This window comes from Stenotrophomonas sp. YJH_SMC_94-11, assembly GCF_059370435.1.
This window is the reverse complement of the sequence record NZ_JCAFTR010000008.1, coordinates 75,054-88,564: the sequence shown is the minus strand read 5'-3', so window position 1 is coordinate 88,564 and position 13,511 is coordinate 75,054. Positions and strand designations below refer to the sequence as shown.

The 13,511-nt window shown below is 66.2% G+C and carries 17 protein-coding genes; 5 read left to right on the top strand and 12 right to left on the bottom strand.

The window, feature by feature from the left end; translation table 11 throughout:
• Positions 1-58: 58 nt before the first annotated feature.
• Genes AC5P74_RS14660 through AC5P74_RS14640 form a run of 5 tightly spaced genes read right to left on the bottom strand, consistent with a single transcriptional unit; the run spans position 59 to position 3,080 of the window.
• Positions 59-538 (bottom strand): hypothetical protein, encoded by a 480-nt coding sequence (locus AC5P74_RS14660; RefSeq protein ID WP_053497660.1) that lies wholly within the window; start codon positions 536-538, stop codon positions 59-61.
• 46 nt (positions 539-584) lie between these two features.
• The gene (gene minE / locus AC5P74_RS14655) at positions 585-845 is read right to left on the bottom strand and encodes a cell division topological specificity factor MinE (RefSeq protein ID WP_005408532.1); all 261 of its coding nucleotides are present in this window, start codon (positions 843-845) and stop codon (positions 585-587) included.
• Positions 846-847: 2 nt separating this feature from the next.
• Positions 848-1,657, bottom strand: a complete 810-nt coding sequence (minD, locus tag AC5P74_RS14650; protein ID WP_346607752.1) for a septum site-determining protein MinD — start codon at positions 1,655-1,657, stop codon at positions 848-850.
• 35 nt (positions 1,658-1,692) lie between these two features.
• Positions 1,693-2,538 carry a septum site-determining protein MinC gene (gene minC / locus AC5P74_RS14645; RefSeq protein WP_049413254.1) on the bottom strand — a complete coding sequence of 282 codons (846 nt, stop codon included), beginning with the start codon at positions 2,536-2,538 and terminating at the stop codon, positions 1,693-1,695.
• Positions 2,484-3,080, bottom strand: coding sequence for a GNAT family N-acetyltransferase (locus AC5P74_RS14640; protein ID WP_005415684.1), 597 nt, complete (start codon positions 3,078-3,080; stop codon positions 2,484-2,486). Before AC5P74_RS14640 ends, minC begins: the two co-directional genes overlap by 55 nt.
• 151 nt (positions 3,081-3,231) lie before the next feature.
• Here AC5P74_RS14640 and AC5P74_RS14635 point away from each other — a divergent pair, with 151 nt between their 5' ends.
• The 4 genes from AC5P74_RS14635 (at position 3,232) to AC5P74_RS14620 (ending at position 6,854) form a co-directional block, all read left to right on the top strand.
• Positions 3,232-4,428 carry a sensor histidine kinase gene (locus AC5P74_RS14635; RefSeq protein WP_053497662.1) on the top strand — a complete coding sequence of 399 codons (1,197 nt, stop codon included), beginning with the start codon at positions 3,232-3,234 and terminating at the stop codon, positions 4,426-4,428.
• Positions 4,428-5,069, top strand: a complete 642-nt coding sequence (locus AC5P74_RS14630; RefSeq protein WP_006424175.1) for a response regulator — start codon at positions 4,428-4,430, stop codon at positions 5,067-5,069. Before AC5P74_RS14635 ends, AC5P74_RS14630 begins: the two co-directional genes overlap by 1 nt.
• Positions 5,070-5,303: 234 nt before the next feature.
• Positions 5,304-6,377, top strand: coding sequence for a polyketide cyclase (locus AC5P74_RS14625; RefSeq protein ID WP_005415686.1), 1,074 nt, complete (start codon positions 5,304-5,306; stop codon positions 6,375-6,377).
• 105 nt (positions 6,378-6,482) lie between these two features.
• Entirely contained in the window at positions 6,483-6,854 is a 372-nt protein-coding gene (locus tag AC5P74_RS14620) for a DUF423 domain-containing protein (RefSeq protein ID WP_005415687.1), read from the top strand.
• Positions 6,855-7,360: 506 nt separating this feature from the next.
• Here AC5P74_RS14620 and AC5P74_RS14615 read toward each other — a convergent pair.
• The 5 genes from AC5P74_RS14615 to AC5P74_RS14595 are packed head-to-tail and all read right to left on the bottom strand — an operon-like array spanning position 7,361 to position 10,059.
• On the bottom strand, positions 7,361-8,170 hold the full coding sequence (locus AC5P74_RS14615) for a M15 family metallopeptidase (protein ID WP_329841497.1): 810 nt from the start codon (positions 8,168-8,170) through the stop codon (positions 7,361-7,363).
• A 9-nt stretch (positions 8,171-8,179) separates the two neighbouring features.
• Positions 8,180-8,773, bottom strand: a complete 594-nt coding sequence (locus AC5P74_RS14610) for a PH domain-containing protein (protein WP_065178115.1) — start codon at positions 8,771-8,773, stop codon at positions 8,180-8,182.
• Between the two features lie 3 nt (positions 8,774-8,776).
• Positions 8,777-8,956 (bottom strand): DUF4177 domain-containing protein, encoded by a 180-nt coding sequence (locus AC5P74_RS14605; RefSeq protein WP_005415690.1) that lies wholly within the window; start codon positions 8,954-8,956, stop codon positions 8,777-8,779.
• On the bottom strand, positions 8,953-9,132 hold the full coding sequence (locus AC5P74_RS14600; protein WP_065178114.1) for a type II toxin-antitoxin system antitoxin: 180 nt from the start codon (positions 9,130-9,132) through the stop codon (positions 8,953-8,955). The genes AC5P74_RS14605 and AC5P74_RS14600 overlap by 4 nt, the downstream gene beginning before the upstream one ends.
• A 45-nt stretch (positions 9,133-9,177) precedes the next feature.
• The gene (locus AC5P74_RS14595; RefSeq protein ID WP_053500808.1) at positions 9,178-10,059 is read right to left on the bottom strand and encodes an SPFH domain-containing protein; all 882 of its coding nucleotides are present in this window, start codon (positions 10,057-10,059) and stop codon (positions 9,178-9,180) included.
• A gap of 137 nt (positions 10,060-10,196) precedes the next feature.
• On the opposite strand from AC5P74_RS14595, the gene purT reads away from it, so the two are divergent.
• Positions 10,197-11,384 carry a formate-dependent phosphoribosylglycinamide formyltransferase gene (gene purT, locus AC5P74_RS14590; protein WP_139726818.1) on the top strand — a complete coding sequence of 396 codons (1,188 nt, stop codon included), beginning with the start codon at positions 10,197-10,199 and terminating at the stop codon, positions 11,382-11,384.
• A gap of 85 nt (positions 11,385-11,469) precedes the next feature.
• Here purT and AC5P74_RS14585 read toward each other — a convergent pair whose 3' ends face one another.
• Entirely contained in the window at positions 11,470-12,678 is a 1,209-nt protein-coding gene (locus tag AC5P74_RS14585) for an endonuclease/exonuclease/phosphatase family protein (protein WP_346607753.1), read from the bottom strand.
• A 37-nt stretch (positions 12,679-12,715) separates the two neighbouring features.
• Complete coding sequence (locus tag AC5P74_RS14580) at positions 12,716-13,471, bottom strand: arginyltransferase (RefSeq protein ID WP_171958125.1); 756 nt, start codon at positions 13,469-13,471, stop codon at positions 12,716-12,718.
• Positions 13,472-13,511 lie beyond the last annotated feature (40 nt).

Genomic DNA, 13,511 nt, shown 5'->3' with positions numbered 1-13,511 from the left:
TGATGGGGTCAGATCCCTTTTGCGACGCAAAAAGGATCTGACCCCGGTTCCCGGTGAATCACGCCACCGGCAATCCGCGTTCGATCAACCACGCCTTCGCGTCTTCGGCGTCCTGTTCAAACCACGCCTGGGTAGATCCCAGCCGATACGTATATCCCCACGCATCCATGTCGGCCATCAGCCGCTGGCTGCCGACACCGGGCAGCTGCCCGGCCAGCACGATCTGCAGGTAGCAGGTCGCGTCTTCCTCGGCCACCGAGTCGGTGGCATCGGTGTGCACCTGCGCACGCCGCTCCGGCGGCAGTACGATCAGGTGGCAGGCCTCATGCAGCATCGAGTGCACGGGCGTGTCATCGCGTACGTACACGTTGCTGGCGATGATGCCGGCCTCTGGCTCGCCCCAGTAACTGCCGGGAATCGGTTCACCGGCCGCCACGTGGTGCAGCCGAAGGCCATGCGCGGCGAGCAGGCGCTGCGCGTCGGCGAAGGCGATGTCGCCCACGCAGGTGATGTCCACGGCGGTTGTCGTATCGGTCATGCGGGTCAGACAGCCCCGCCCATGCAGGCACGGGCGGGGCAGGGGATCACGGTTTGTCCGGGCCTTCGGGCAGCGCCACGGAAATGTCCAGCACGTCGTGCTGGCCATCCTTTACCAGGTCGACCTTCACCGCATCGACGTCGATGTTCACGTACTTCTTGATCACTTCCAGCAGCTCGCGCTGCAGCAGCGGCAGGTAGTCCGGGCCACCACGGTGGCTGCGTTCCTGCGCGATGATGATCTGCAGGCGGTTCTTGGCGGTTTCGGCGGTGGTCTTCTTCGCTTTGAGGAAATCAAACAGGCCCATGCTTACCCTCCGAACAGCTTGCTGAAGAAGCCCTTCTTCTCGACGTTGGTGAAGCGCATCGGGCGTTCTTCGCCGAGGATGCGCGCGACGGCGTCTTCATAGGCCTGGCCGGCAGCGGATTCGACATCCAGGATGACCGGCTCGCCCTTGTTGGAGGCGTTGAGCACGTCGCCCGATTCCGGAATCACGCCGATCGCCTTCAGGCCGAGCACTTCCTCGACGTCGGCGATGCTCAGCATCTCGCCGCTTTCCACGCGCAGCGGGGTGTAGCGGGTCAGCAGCAGGAAGGCCGGCACGTCCTGGCCGGACTCGGCCTTGTGGGTCTTCGAGTCGAGCAGGCCGATGATGCGGTCGGAGTCGCGTACCGACGACACTTCAGGGTTCACCACCACCACCGCACGATCGGCGAAATACATCGCCAGGAAGGCACCCTTCTCGATGCCGGCCGGGGAGTCGCAGATGATGTACTCGAAACCGTCGGCGGCCAGGTCCTTCAGGACCTTGCCCACGCCTTCCTGGGTCAGTGCGTCCTTGTCGCGGGTCTGCGAGGCGGCCAGCACGTACAGGTTGTCAAAGCGCTTGTCCTTGATCAGGGCCTGCTTGAGGGTGGCTTCGCCGTGCACGACGTTGACGAAGTCGTACACCACGCGGCGTTCGCAGCCCATGATCAGGTCGAGGTTGCGCAGGCCGACGTCGAAGTCGATCACCGCCACCTTCTTGCCGCGCCGCGCCAGGCCGCAGGCCAGGCTCGCGCTGGAAGTGGTCTTGCCGACGCCGCCCTTGCCGGAGGTGACTACGATGATTTCAGCCAAAGGACTTCTCCTGATGATTCTGTTTGGGGGCTGCGTCAGTCCAGCGCAGCGATCTTGATCTGGTCCTGTTCCAGCCAGACCTGCACGGCCTTGCCGCGCAGGTTGTCCGGGACATCGTCCAGTACCTTGTAATGGCCGGCAATGGCGACCAGTTCCGCATGGAAATCACGGCAGAAAATGCGTGCCGCAGTGTTGCCCTGGGCCCCTGCCAGCGCGCGGCCGCGCAGGGTGCCGTAGATGTGGATGCTGCCATCGGCAATGACCTCGGCGCCGGCGCCGACGGTGGCCATCACGGTCAGGTCGCAGTTCTCCGCGTACAGCTGCTGGCCCGAACGCACGTTGCCCAGCTGCATGCGGCCCGGCTTCGGTGCAGCCGCGTCGGCCACCTTGGCCACCGGCGTTGCCGGGGCCGGCTTCGGTTCGGCACGGGCTGCGCGGCGCGGCTCCGGTGCAGGCGGTGGCGGGGCCGGTTCGGCCTCGGCACGCTCGTATTGCGCTCGGAACTTGGCCAGCAGCGGCAGGCCGAGCTGCTGCGAGAGCAGGTCGATCGCGCTGGTGCCATAGGCAAGCGCCACCGGCAGCACGCCGGCGCTGCGCAGGCCATCGACCAGCGCCTGCGCGGTGGCCACATCCGGCACCTGGCTCAGGCCGCCGAAGTCGAGGATCACCGCGGCGCGGCCGAACAGCTTCGGGGCGCGGGTCACGCGCTCGCGCATTTCCTGCACGAGGCGTTCGACATCAAGGGTACGGATGCGCAGGTTGGCGATGCCCACCTGGCCGATCTTCAGTTCACCGGCCTGTTCGTAATCGAAATTCACCGCCACGCTCAGGTCCCCGTCGGCCGCTGTGCCTGCGCCGGCAGCTGCCGTGCGCGTGTCCATGCCACATCCGGCAGCTTGCCGCCGTAGGTCTCCTTGACCCAGGGGTAGCTGCACAGTTCCTTGGCCAGCATGCTGGCGCGCACATCGACCTGCGGCATCGTGTTCTGGCCCAGCTCGCGGAAGCCGAAGCTGCCGTGGAAGAGCAGGGCGGCATCGGCGCCATGGTCGAGGAAGACTTCGCAGGTCATCTGCGGGTAGCGCAGTTCGGCGAAGCTCTGCGCGTCGGCATAGAACGCACGGCCGACGCCGCCGCCACGACGGCGGCTGGCGACCACGATGCGGTCGATATAGAAGAACGGGGTGTCCAGCTGCTGCTTGAACCAGGCGAAATTGCTGCTGTCGTGCTGGCTGTCGCTGCCAAAGCCGATCAGGAAGCCGGCCAGGTTACCGTCGCGCTCGGCGACGCGGAAGTATTCAGCGGTTTCATAGAACAGGCGCAGGCGGGCCGCATCCAGGGGAAGGATGGCCAGGCCAGCATTGTTGTTCAAAGCCAGGACGGAATCGAGCTCGTGCTCGCGCACGTCGCGGATGACAATCGACATTGTGACTCCGTGGGGTAACGCGGTTGGTCCATCAAGGGACCCTGCGCACGATTATTGCATGCCCGGGGTGGGCTGCGGCATGAACAGGCGACTGCAGGGGCATGACTTCCGTGGGAGTGCGCGACGCAGGCCGGGCCCGTAGAGTGCTGGCATGTTGGGAGTCCTCAGCCATACCCGCGTCCTCCGCCTGGCCGGCCTGTTCACCTGGGTCATGGTCGGCCTGCCGCTGGCATACTCGCAGTTCGAGAACCTGCACAGCCGCGCTGACATGGGCGGCTGGGCGATCCTGCTGTTCGTTGCCTACCTGTCCTTCGGCACGGCCTACTACTGGCTGACCCGCATCCTGCGCAGCGACAGCCACACCAGCTGGCTGGACCGCAGCCTGCTGCTGTTGCTGACGGTCTCGGCGCTGGGGGTCAGCTTCCTCAGCGGGTCGGGCCTGGGCAGCATCCTGATGATGGTGGCCGCCGGGGTCATTCCGTGGATGCTGTCGGTACGGCTGGGGGTGCTGTGGCTGCTGGTCAGCCAGCTGGCCGTGGCTCCGGTCTACTATATGCTGCTGCGCTTCCCGCTGTTCGAAGCGGTGATGCAGTCGCTGCTGTACGGCGGCTTCTCCATGTTCATCTTCGTGACCAGCCTGGTTGCGCGTCAGCAGACCGAGGCCCGCGACGAGCAGCGCCGGCTCAATTCAGAGCTGCGCGCCACCCGCGCCCTGCTGGCCGAGAGCGCGCGGGTCAACGAGCGCACCCGCATTTCGCGCGAACTGCATGACCTGCTGGGCCACCAGCTGACCGCGCTGACCTTGAACCTGGAGGTCGCCGGGCACCTGGCCGAGGGCCAGGCCCTGGATCACGTGAAGCGCTCGCACGCGCTGGCCAAGCTCTTGCTGGGCAACGTGCGCGAGGTCGTGAGCCAGCTGCGCGAGACCGGCGCGATCGATCTGGCCGCGGCCCTGCGCCCGCTGACCGAGAACGTGCCCTCGCTGGACATCCAGCTGGAGATCGAGGATCCGCTGAACGTGGAGGACCCGCAGCGGGCCCACGTACTGCTGCGCTGCACCCAGGAGATCATCACCAACGCGGTGCGCCATGCCAGTGCCCGCCACCTGTGGATCAAGGTGTACCGTGAAGCCCCCGATCGGGTGGTGGTCGAGGCCCGCGACGACGGTGTCGGCGCGGATATGGTCAATGTGGGCAATGGCTTGCGCGGCATGCGCGAGCGCCTGCAACAATGTGGTGGCCAGCTGCAGATCGAAACCCGCCCCGGTGAGGGTTTCCGGCTGCGGGCGACGGTGCCGGCAACGGTGCTGGTGGCGGCCCTTACCAAGGTTCCTGAAGGAGTGCGTTGATGATTCGCGTCTGCCTGGTCGACGACCAAACCCTGGTGCGGCAGGGAATCCGCTCCCTGCTGGCGCTCGACGACGGCATCGAGGTGGTGGCCGAGGCCGGCGACGGCCGGCAGGCGGTCGAGCTGATCCCCCAGGTACGCCCCGACGTGGTGCTGATGGACATGCGCATGCCGGTGATGTCGGGGCTGGAGGCCCTGCAGGTGCTGTCGAGGCAGGAACAGCTGCCGCCGACCATCATCCTCACTACCTTCGACGACGATCAGCTGGTGCTGGCCGGGCTCAAGGCCGGTGCCAAGGGCTACCTGCTCAAGGACGTCACCCTGGCACAGCTGGTCGGTGCCATCCGCACCGTGGCCGACGGGGGATCGCTGGTGCAGCCGGCGGTAACCCAGCGCCTGCTGTCCGGCCTGGAGCACATGCGCAATGAATTCGTCAGCCTGGACCGCCCGGACCCGCTGACCGACCGCGAGACCGAGATCCTGCGGCTGATGGCCAGTGGCTTCTCCAACAAGGAGATCGCCAATTCGCTGGGCGTCGCCGAGGGCACCATCAAGAACCACGTGTCCAACATCCTTTCCAAGCTGGGTGTGCGCGACCGTACGCGTGCCGTATTGAAGGCCTTCGAACTCCAGCTGGTATAAGAAAAATCTTTCAAGTACAAAGACTTGGGTCGTGGCCGGGGGGTTCCGCCAGGGTTGCCCCCTACTTGCCGGGTAGCGGTATGCGTTACCCTTCGAATCCTTTGTCCATACAAATACGCAGCCGGCAGGGAAACCGGTGCGCCAATCCCGATAAACAATGCCCGCGAAGCCTGCTAGGATTGGCGCTTCGCTTCAATCAACCCGGCCGTGGGATCGGCCCCGGAGACTCTCTGAATGACCCGTATTATCGAGTTCCTGATCGCCTTGGGGATCGTGGCTGGCCTGTTCGTCATCATTGGCGTATGTCTGCCGGGCGAGCGTCACATCACCGAAAGCATCGAGACCAACCGCAAGATGACGATCGTGTACGACACGGTCAGCAGCCTGCGCCGCTTCAAGGACTGGAACCCGCTGGTACTGCGCGATCCCGCCGTTGACCTGAAGCTGTCCGGCCCGGCCTCGGGTGTCGGTGCCACCCTCGACTTCACCTCCAAGGACCTGGGTACCGGTTCCTGGAAGATCACCGAAGCCGAAGAGAACAAGCGTGTTGTGATCGCCATCGAGGACGCCACCAAGGGTCACGACAAGGTCACCACCTTCAACCTGGAGCCGACCGGCAAGGGCGGTCGCAACGTCAAGATCACCCAGGACTACTCGGTGAAGTACGGCTTCGACCTGTTCGGCCGTTACGCCGGCCTGTATGTCAGCCGCCAGATCGGCGACGACATCAAGATGGGTCTGTCGCGCATGGCCAACATGCTCGCAACCGTGCCGAACGTGGACTACCGCACGCCGGAAGCCCCGCTGACCGACCTGGCCATCGTTGAAGTGCCGGCCGAGAACCTGCTGGTGGTCAACGCCGGCAACGTGGACCGCGGTCAGGACACCATCACCAAGTCCATCAAGGACAACCAGGAGTGGATCAAGCGCGTGATGGAGGCCAATGGCCTTGAAGCTGCCGGTCCGTTCCGCATCATCACCACCGACTTCGGCCAGGAGAAGTACGCCTTCGACATTGCCCAGCCGGTGAAGAAGAAGGGTGCCGAAGGTGCTGCTGCCGACGAGCTGACCGTCAAGATCGACGGCGGCGCTCCGGTCAAGTACGTGCACGTTGCTCCGCACCGTTCGGCGCATGCGGCCTACACCGGCCACATGGCGGGTCTGGACGTGGCGCGCAACGGCCTGCGTGCCTGGGCCGTGACCTCGGGCAACGAAGTCATCGACCGTCCGTACGAAACCTGGAAGGACGGCATCGACAAGTCGTTCACCCCGGAAGGTACCTACGACATCTACTGGGCCGTCAAGTAATCCCCGGCTGACCCATGTAGTGTTGGACACGAAAACGCGCCGCTCATTGCGGCGCGTTTTTTTTTCATCCGGCGCCCGGCAAGGGGCGCTGCGCAAGGAGCCCTCATGTTCAATCTGGAACGTCGCGCACGTAAGCCTTCCCTGCTGGCCTGCCTGGGGGCGCTGTTGGCTGCCGTCTCGATCGGCCTGTCTGCCTATGCATCGCATGGCGTGGCCGACCCGTTGGCGCAGCAGCATCTGAACATGGCGGCGCTGTATGCGTTCGCGCATGGCGCGGTGCTGGTCGCGCTTGGGCCGCGCGCGCAGGGGGTGATCGCACACCTGGCGCTGTACGTGCTGCTGCTGGGGGTCCTGCTGTTTTCCGGCAGCCTGGTGGGTGGGGCGTTGTGGCAGTGGCCGACACGGATGGCGCCGATCGGTGGCACCAGCATGATGGCTGGATGGGTGTTGCTGGCGATCAATGCGTTGAGGCGGTGACTGAGTCGACGGCGTCGTTTCGATCCCTGCTGATGCGATCTGCATCGCTCAGGGGCGTTACTTTTCTTTTCGCGCGAAATGAAAAGCAACCAAACGCGCCGCCGGCCGCGAGCCGATGCTGCGCACCGGTCCCCTGTGCTCCTCGGCCCGTCGAGGGACGGTGCGGAGAGCAGCCGAGCATGGCTCGGCTCTACAGAATCGCAAGCACCTCTTCACCCTCGCCGGACCTGCGGTGCTCGGCTCGCTTGAAGGCGGACCCAACAGCCGCGCGCTGACCCGTTGTAGAGACTTCGAGCGAAGCGACCCGGTTTTGTCTTTGCTCTCTTGTTCCATCCCGTGGCGGACGCACGCGGAATCTGTCCGTGGCCGGGCGGGTGGGTTGCGCAGGGGCGTAAGCGCCATGGATGGCGCGCCCGAGCCTACAGGGACGTATTTACGGCGTCCCCTGCGCAGCCTGCCCGCCCGGACCGCTCCATGAATTTCGCCTTGCGGCCGCCACGAGGGGCTCAGCCGTTGGCCGGTCTCCAGCACCAGTGCCAGGGTTCGTAGACGATCCCGTGCGGGTTGTTGCGCGGGTAACTCAAGTGGAAGCCGTGCTCGCCGGCATGGGCCTGCAGCCAAGCAAATGCATCAGTGGCGTCGAACGATTCCTCGGCCGGGGCATCGCCCGGCGTGCCGATGTCCAGCGCATGGCCGCTATGGTGTTCACTGAACCCCGGCGCGGCATTGACCTTCAGGATCTCGGCCACGCTCAGCCCGCGCGCCCGTTTCCGTTCGAAGATGCCCAGCTGGTAGGCATGGCTGCGGAAGCCGGAGATTGCATCCAGTGCGATGCCATCCTGCGCGGCGTGCAGGCGCATCCGTCGCCAGCCCTGCGCGGCGCCACGGCGCAGCCACAACGGGCGGCCGAAGCGGTCGCGGCCAGCGAAGTGCAGCAGGCACGGTTCGGGTTCCAGCGGCAGGCCACTGTCGTCGGCATAGCGCTGGGCATCCAGGCCGAGCTGCTGCAGGCGCTGCTGCAGCCCGGCGAGGGGCAGCCACTGCGCTTCCAGATTTGCACCGAACGGCCGGGCCGCAGCTGCATCCAGCAAGGCCAGTGCTTCCTCGGCCCCGGGCTCGCGCGCCAGGCGCGGCACCATGGCGTGCACGCCGTGTTCCACCACCGCCGCCAGGTAACGGCCATCGCACTTGCGCCGCAGCACCCAGTTCGCTCGTGACAGCAGGCGCGCGTCGAGATTGCTGCGCGCACGCAGCAGGCCGGCCGGCCACAACTCGATGGCTTCGGTATTGATCAGCAGGGGCAGGCGTCGTTGCATCGCCGCAGCTTACTGCCGCGGGCCCGGCACGGCCACCTTGCGCAGTGCTTCCAGCAGCGCCTGTGGCCGATCGAGACTGAGCAGCAGGGTGCTGCCATCGCGGACCGGCAGGGCGAGGACGCTCGCGCGGTTGGTGACCAGCGCGAAACCCTTGCCACCGCCCTGCAGGCGAAAGTGACCGGAATAGAAGCCCGGCATCGCGTAGCCGTTGGTCTTGAAGCGGATGCCATAGCGGGGGTCACGCTGCAGGTCGACCACCTCGGCCTGGTCCAGCCGCAACTGCGCCACCGGAACGCGGCGGCGGTACATCGTCGAACGCACGTCCAGCATGCCATCGGCCAGTTCCACCCGGCGGCGGAAGAATGCTGCGCCCAGCCCGATGCCGAGCGCTGCAATGACCAGCAGGCTCCAGGCGGCGCTGCCGCCCATCCGGAACCAGGGTGGCGACAGCGTTACTTCGATCCAGGGCGCCGTCGCCGGCGCCTTGTACAACTGCGCATACAAGCAGGCCACGAAGGCGGCGAGCAGGGGCAGCACGATCCACAGCACGCGCAACGGCGAGCTCTCGGCCACCTCGTACTGTTTCGGATCGCTGGCGCCCATGGCTCAGGCCTCCTTCTTGAACACCAGCATCGCCGGGCGCATCGGTGCGGGGATGATGATGTTGACCAGTTCCCAGCCGAGTTGGCCCTGGCGGCTCAGCTCGCTCTGGATGTCCTCGGCCTTGAGCAGGCCCATCATGGACGTCTTGACCTCGATCGTCTGGTAGCTCCAACGCTTGCTCATTCCTTGTCCTCCGAAGATGGCGTGGGTTTCGGCAGGCGTCCTGCCTTGCGCAGGGCGTCGCGCAGCACGTATTCGATCTGTGCGTTGAGGCTGCGCAGCTCGTCGTCAGCCCAGCGTTGCGCCGCGGCCAGGACTTCGGCGTTGATGCGCAGCGGATAGGCTTTCTTCTCACTCATGAAGACTCCTGGCGGGGCGGTGGGGCACCCCGTTGCGAGGGTGGTTCAGTACAGCGAACCGGCGTTGACGATCGGCTGGGTGCCGCGGTCCGAGCACAGCACGGTCAGCAGGTTGCTGACCATGTGCGCCTTGCGTTCCTCATCCAGCTGCACCACGCCGTTCTTCTGCAGCTCGGCCAGGGCCATTTCAACCATGCCGACCGCACCGGCCACGATGCGCGTGCGTGCAGCGATCACTGCGTTGGCCTGCTGCCGCTGCAGCATCGCCTGGGCAATCTCGGCGGCGTAGGCGAGGTGGCTGATGCGTGCGTCGATCACCTGCACGCCAGCATCGGCAAGGCGTTCGGCCAGCTCGTTCTTCAGGTGCTGGGAGATCTCGCTGGCATGGCTGCGCAGCGCCAGCTGGCCCTCCTCGTGCTGGTCGTAGGGATAACTGGTGGCCATCGCGCGCAACGCCGATTCCGACTGGATGTGCACGAAGCTCTCGTAGTCGTCCACGTTGTAGACGGCCTCGGAGGCATCGACCACCTGCCAGACGATGACCGCAGCAATCTCGATCGGGCTGCCGTCCAGCTCGTTGACCTTCAGCTTGCCGCTCTCGAAGTTGCGCACGCGCTGGCTGACCCGGCGCTTGGCATAGAAGGGGTTGTTCCAGCGCAGGCCGTTGTCCTTGACGGTGCCGATGTACTTGCCGAACAGGCTCAGCACCGCCGCCTGGTTGGGCTGGATGGTGTACAGGCCGGCCAGGATGAAGACCGCAGCGAAGATCACCAGCATGCCGGCCAGCATCAGCAGCAGGTTCGGTGAGCCGGAACCGGTCCTGGTCGTCGCCCCGAGTACGAACAGTGCGGTACCCGCCAGCGCGACCAGCAGGGATCCGGCCAGGGTGCCCAGGCCGTTGAGGGAGGCAAGCGACTTCTCTTTCATGGCGGTACGTCCTTGAGGGTTCGAATTGAAGATATCAAAGTGATATCACTTTTCGACTACCGTTCGTCGGATGCCATGACCAGGGTGCGCGGCCAGCTAGAATGCCCACCCGCCTTCACGTCGCTGCTGGAACCGCCATGGCCAAGCTTGGAACTCCGTTGTCTCCCTCCGCCACCCGCGTGCTGCTGCTGGGCTCGGGCGAACTCGGCAAGGAGGTGGCCATCGAGCTGCAGCGGCTGGGCGTGGAAGTGATCGCCGCTGACCGCTACGCCGATGCCCCGGCCATGCAGGTCGCCCACCGCTCGCACGTGATCGACATGCTCGATGCGATGGCGCTGCGCGCCCTGATCGCCCAGGAGCAGCCACATCTGGTGGTGCCGGAGATCGAGGCCATCCATACCGAGACCCTGGTCCAGCTGGAGCAGGAGCAAGGCCTGCGGGTGATCCCGACCGCACGCGCCGCGCGCCTGACCATGGACCGCGAGGGCATCCGCCGCCTCGCCGCCGAAACCCTGGGCCTGCCGACCTCGCCCTACCGCTTCGTCGATACCGAGGCCGAATACCGCGCTGCCGTGGCTGCGATCGGTCTGCCGTGCGTGGTCAAGCCGGTGATGTCGTCCTCGGGCAAGGGCCAGAGCACCCTGCGCAGCGAAGCGGACATCGCTCCGGCCTGGGAGTACGCACAGACCGGTGGCCGTGCCGGTGCCGGCCGCTGCATCGTCGAAGGCTTCATCGATTTCGACTACGAGATCACCCTGTTGACCGTGCGCCATGCCGGCGGCACCTCATTCTGTGCGCCGATCGGCCACCTGCAGAAGGATGGCGACTACCGCGAAAGCTGGCAGCCGCAGCCGATGTCGAGCGCGGCACTGGCGCGTGCCGAAGAGATTTCGCGTGCGATCACCGACGACCTTGGCGGCTGGGGCCTGTTCGGCGTCGAGCTGTTCGTGAAGGGCGACGAGGTGTGGTTCAGCGAAGTGTCGCCGCGCCCGCACGATACCGGCCTGGTGACCCTGGTTTCGCAGGAACTGAGCGAGTTCGCGCTGCACGCGCGCGCGATCCTCGGCCTGCCGGTTCCGGTGATCCGCCAGAGTGGCCCGTCGGCGTCGTGCGCGCTGTTGGCACACGGCGAGGGTGTGCCGTACTTCAACAATGTCGCCGCCGCGCTGCAGGTACCGGATACCGCCGTGCGCCTGTTCGGCAAGCCGAGCGTGCATGGCCACCGCCGCGTCGGTGTGACCCTGGCGCGCGCGGAAACCATCGACGAAGCACGCGCCATCGCGCGTGATGCCGCCGACGCCATCGGCGTCGAGCTGCGCCCGTAAAAAAGGAGCGACGATCAACGGTCGTCGCCTACCGAAACCCGGTGGGTACCGACCGTTGGTCGGTACAAAAAAAGGGGGCGGACGGTTACGGCTTCACGTCCACCCACACCAGGTGGTGGTCGCTGCCGTCGGCGATCTTCGCTTCCGGGCTTTCATTGGCCGGCCAGAAGATGCCGCTGCCCACGTACTCGAAACCGGTCGAGGGAAGCACGTAGTCCAGGCGCATGGTGCCGGACTTCGGGCCGAAATCGCCGGTGGCGTGGAACGGTGCGCCCTTGCGTTCGATGCCCTTGGCCGCATAGGCCAGGCTGGTCTGCTCGCCGCCGACGCTGCGCGGGGTGGGGTAGCGCAGCACGCGCGCGTTCTCGATCAGCTCGACGATCGCCTCGTGGCGGCCATCGCCATCGACCGGGTCGTTGTTCAGATCGCCGAGGATCACGAAGCGCGCGTCCTCCGCCAAGCCGCCGCACTGGCCCTTGTCGTCGCACAGCCAGGGCTTGTCACCCTTGGACAGGTATTCCTGCCACAGGCGCAGTTCGTCGTGGTTGCGTGCCGCGTTGCGCTTTTCCGGGCCGTCGAACACCGGCGGCGTCGGATGCGAGACCAGCGCGTGGACCACGCCGCCCGGGGTCTTCACCGGCACGTCCCAATGCGACTTCGAGGACAGGCGCAGCTGCGACCACACGTGGTCGTTGTAGAAGCTCTGGCCGGTACGCGGATCGACCGGGCGGATGGCGCCGGGCATCGCGCTCCACTTCAACAGCTGGAAGCTGCGCACCTTGGTTTCATCGATCGGGTAGCGCGACAGCACCAGCATGCCGTACTGGCCCGGGTGCAGGCCGTAGCCCCACGCGTCATTGCCACGGCTGCGGCCTTCGCCGCCGACCACGCCGTTGTTGTCCAGATCCAGGCCGCTGGGCACACCGGTGTTGACCGGCGCCAGGTAGCGGTAGGCAAAGTGCAGCGGCTTGCCGCCGCCGGGCTGGGCGACTTCCAGGTAGCGCTTCTGGAACAGGTCGGCGGCGCGATGGGCATCGTCGAAATCGAATTCGTTCAGCAGTACCAGGTCCGGGCGCACCTGCTGCAGCACGGCGGCGATCTTGCGTGCGTGCTCGCTGTCGCCCTCCAGTTCCTTGATCAGGCCACCGGCATCATCGGAGTACAGCGAAGTGTTGTAGGTGGCCAGGCGCAGCGCAGTGGACGGCTTCTCAGTCATCGCGGGGGACGTGGCAAAGGCGGGGGCGGTGGCGCCGCAGAGCAGGGCCAGGGCGAGGATCAGGGGTTTGGCGTTCATCCCCCTATTCTGCACCCGGCCCGGTGTCAGCGGTTTGTCAGCGCCCGTCCAGTTCGTTGTCGAAATCGTGCCAGCGGCGGCCGTCGTAGGCCTCAAGGGGATGGAAGCGGCGCTTGTAGTCCATCTTCTGGTGCCCGCGGATCCAGTAGCCCAGGTACACGTGCGGCAGCCCCTCGCGGCGCGCCCACTCGATCTGTTGGAGGATCGCGAAGGTACCCAGCCCGCGCACGGCGTGGTCCGGGTCGAAGAACGTGTAGACCGCCGACAGGCCATGCTCGGTGACGTCGGTCACCGCCACCCCCAGCAACTGGCTGGGCTGGCCGTCGTGGCCGGGCAGGCGCATCTCCATGAAGCGGGTGTGCGACCAGCTGCCGATCAGGAACTGCTCGAACTCGTGCGGGCCATGGTCGTCCATGCCGCCATTGGCGTGGCGGTGGGTGAGGTAGCGGTGATACAGCGCGAACAGGTCGTCACGGGCGGTGGCGGCGGTGATCCGCACCTCCAGGTCGTCATTGCGGGCGGCACAGCGGCGCTGGCTGCGGTCCGGGGCGAAGCGGGCCACCGGGATGCGCACCGCCACGCAGGCTTGGCAGTGCGCGCAGTGCGGCCGGTAGACCAGATCACCGCTGCGGCGGAAGCCCCAGCTCAGTGCCAGCGGGTACAGGCCACCCAGCCGGCGATCGTGCGGATCCAGCACCAGGTCGCGCGCCACCCGGTCGGACCAGTACCCGCAGGGGTGCTCGCCGGTCTGGAAAAGCCGCAGTTCGTCGTCTCTATCGCCGTGTAGTGCCATGGGCACAGCATAGCCCCAGCCCGTCGCAGTGGCGGCGACT

Excerpts from the sequence above, each read along its gene's own strand:
- AC5P74_RS14660 (WP_053497660.1), bottom strand. The coding sequence starts at position 538 with ATGACCGATACGACAACCGCCGTGGACATCACCTGCGTGGGCGACATC.
- minE (WP_005408532.1), bottom strand. The coding sequence starts at position 845 with ATGGGCCTGTTTGATTTCCTCAAAGCGAAGAAGACCACCGCCGAAACC.
- minC (WP_049413254.1), bottom strand. The coding sequence starts at position 2,538 with ATGGACACGCGCACGGCAGCTGCCGGCGCAGGCACAGCGGCCGACGGG.
- AC5P74_RS14640 (WP_005415684.1), bottom strand. The coding sequence starts at position 3,080 with ATGTCGATTGTCATCCGCGACGTGCGCGAGCACGAGCTCGATTCCGTC.
- AC5P74_RS14635 (WP_053497662.1), top strand. The coding sequence starts at position 3,232 with ATGTTGGGAGTCCTCAGCCATACCCGCGTCCTCCGCCTGGCCGGCCTG.
- AC5P74_RS14630 (WP_006424175.1), top strand. The coding sequence starts at position 4,428 with ATGATTCGCGTCTGCCTGGTCGACGACCAAACCCTGGTGCGGCAGGGA.
- AC5P74_RS14625 (WP_005415686.1), top strand. The coding sequence starts at position 5,304 with ATGACCCGTATTATCGAGTTCCTGATCGCCTTGGGGATCGTGGCTGGC.
- AC5P74_RS14620 (WP_005415687.1), top strand. The coding sequence starts at position 6,483 with ATGTTCAATCTGGAACGTCGCGCACGTAAGCCTTCCCTGCTGGCCTGC.
- AC5P74_RS14615 (WP_329841497.1), bottom strand. The coding sequence starts at position 8,170 with ATGCAACGACGCCTGCCCCTGCTGATCAATACCGAAGCCATCGAGTTG.
- AC5P74_RS14610 (WP_065178115.1), bottom strand. The coding sequence starts at position 8,773 with ATGGGCGCCAGCGATCCGAAACAGTACGAGGTGGCCGAGAGCTCGCCG.
- AC5P74_RS14605 (WP_005415690.1), bottom strand. The coding sequence starts at position 8,956 with ATGAGCAAGCGTTGGAGCTACCAGACGATCGAGGTCAAGACGTCCATG.
- AC5P74_RS14600 (WP_065178114.1), bottom strand. The coding sequence starts at position 9,132 with ATGAGTGAGAAGAAAGCCTATCCGCTGCGCATCAACGCCGAAGTCCTG.
- AC5P74_RS14595 (WP_053500808.1), bottom strand. The coding sequence starts at position 10,059 with ATGAAAGAGAAGTCGCTTGCCTCCCTCAACGGCCTGGGCACCCTGGCC.
- purT (WP_139726818.1), top strand. The coding sequence starts at position 10,197 with ATGGCCAAGCTTGGAACTCCGTTGTCTCCCTCCGCCACCCGCGTGCTG.
- AC5P74_RS14585 (WP_346607753.1), bottom strand. The coding sequence starts at position 12,678 with ATGAACGCCAAACCCCTGATCCTCGCCCTGGCCCTGCTCTGCGGCGCC.
- AC5P74_RS14580 (WP_171958125.1), bottom strand. The coding sequence starts at position 13,471 with ATGGCACTACACGGCGATAGAGACGACGAACTGCGGCTTTTCCAGACC.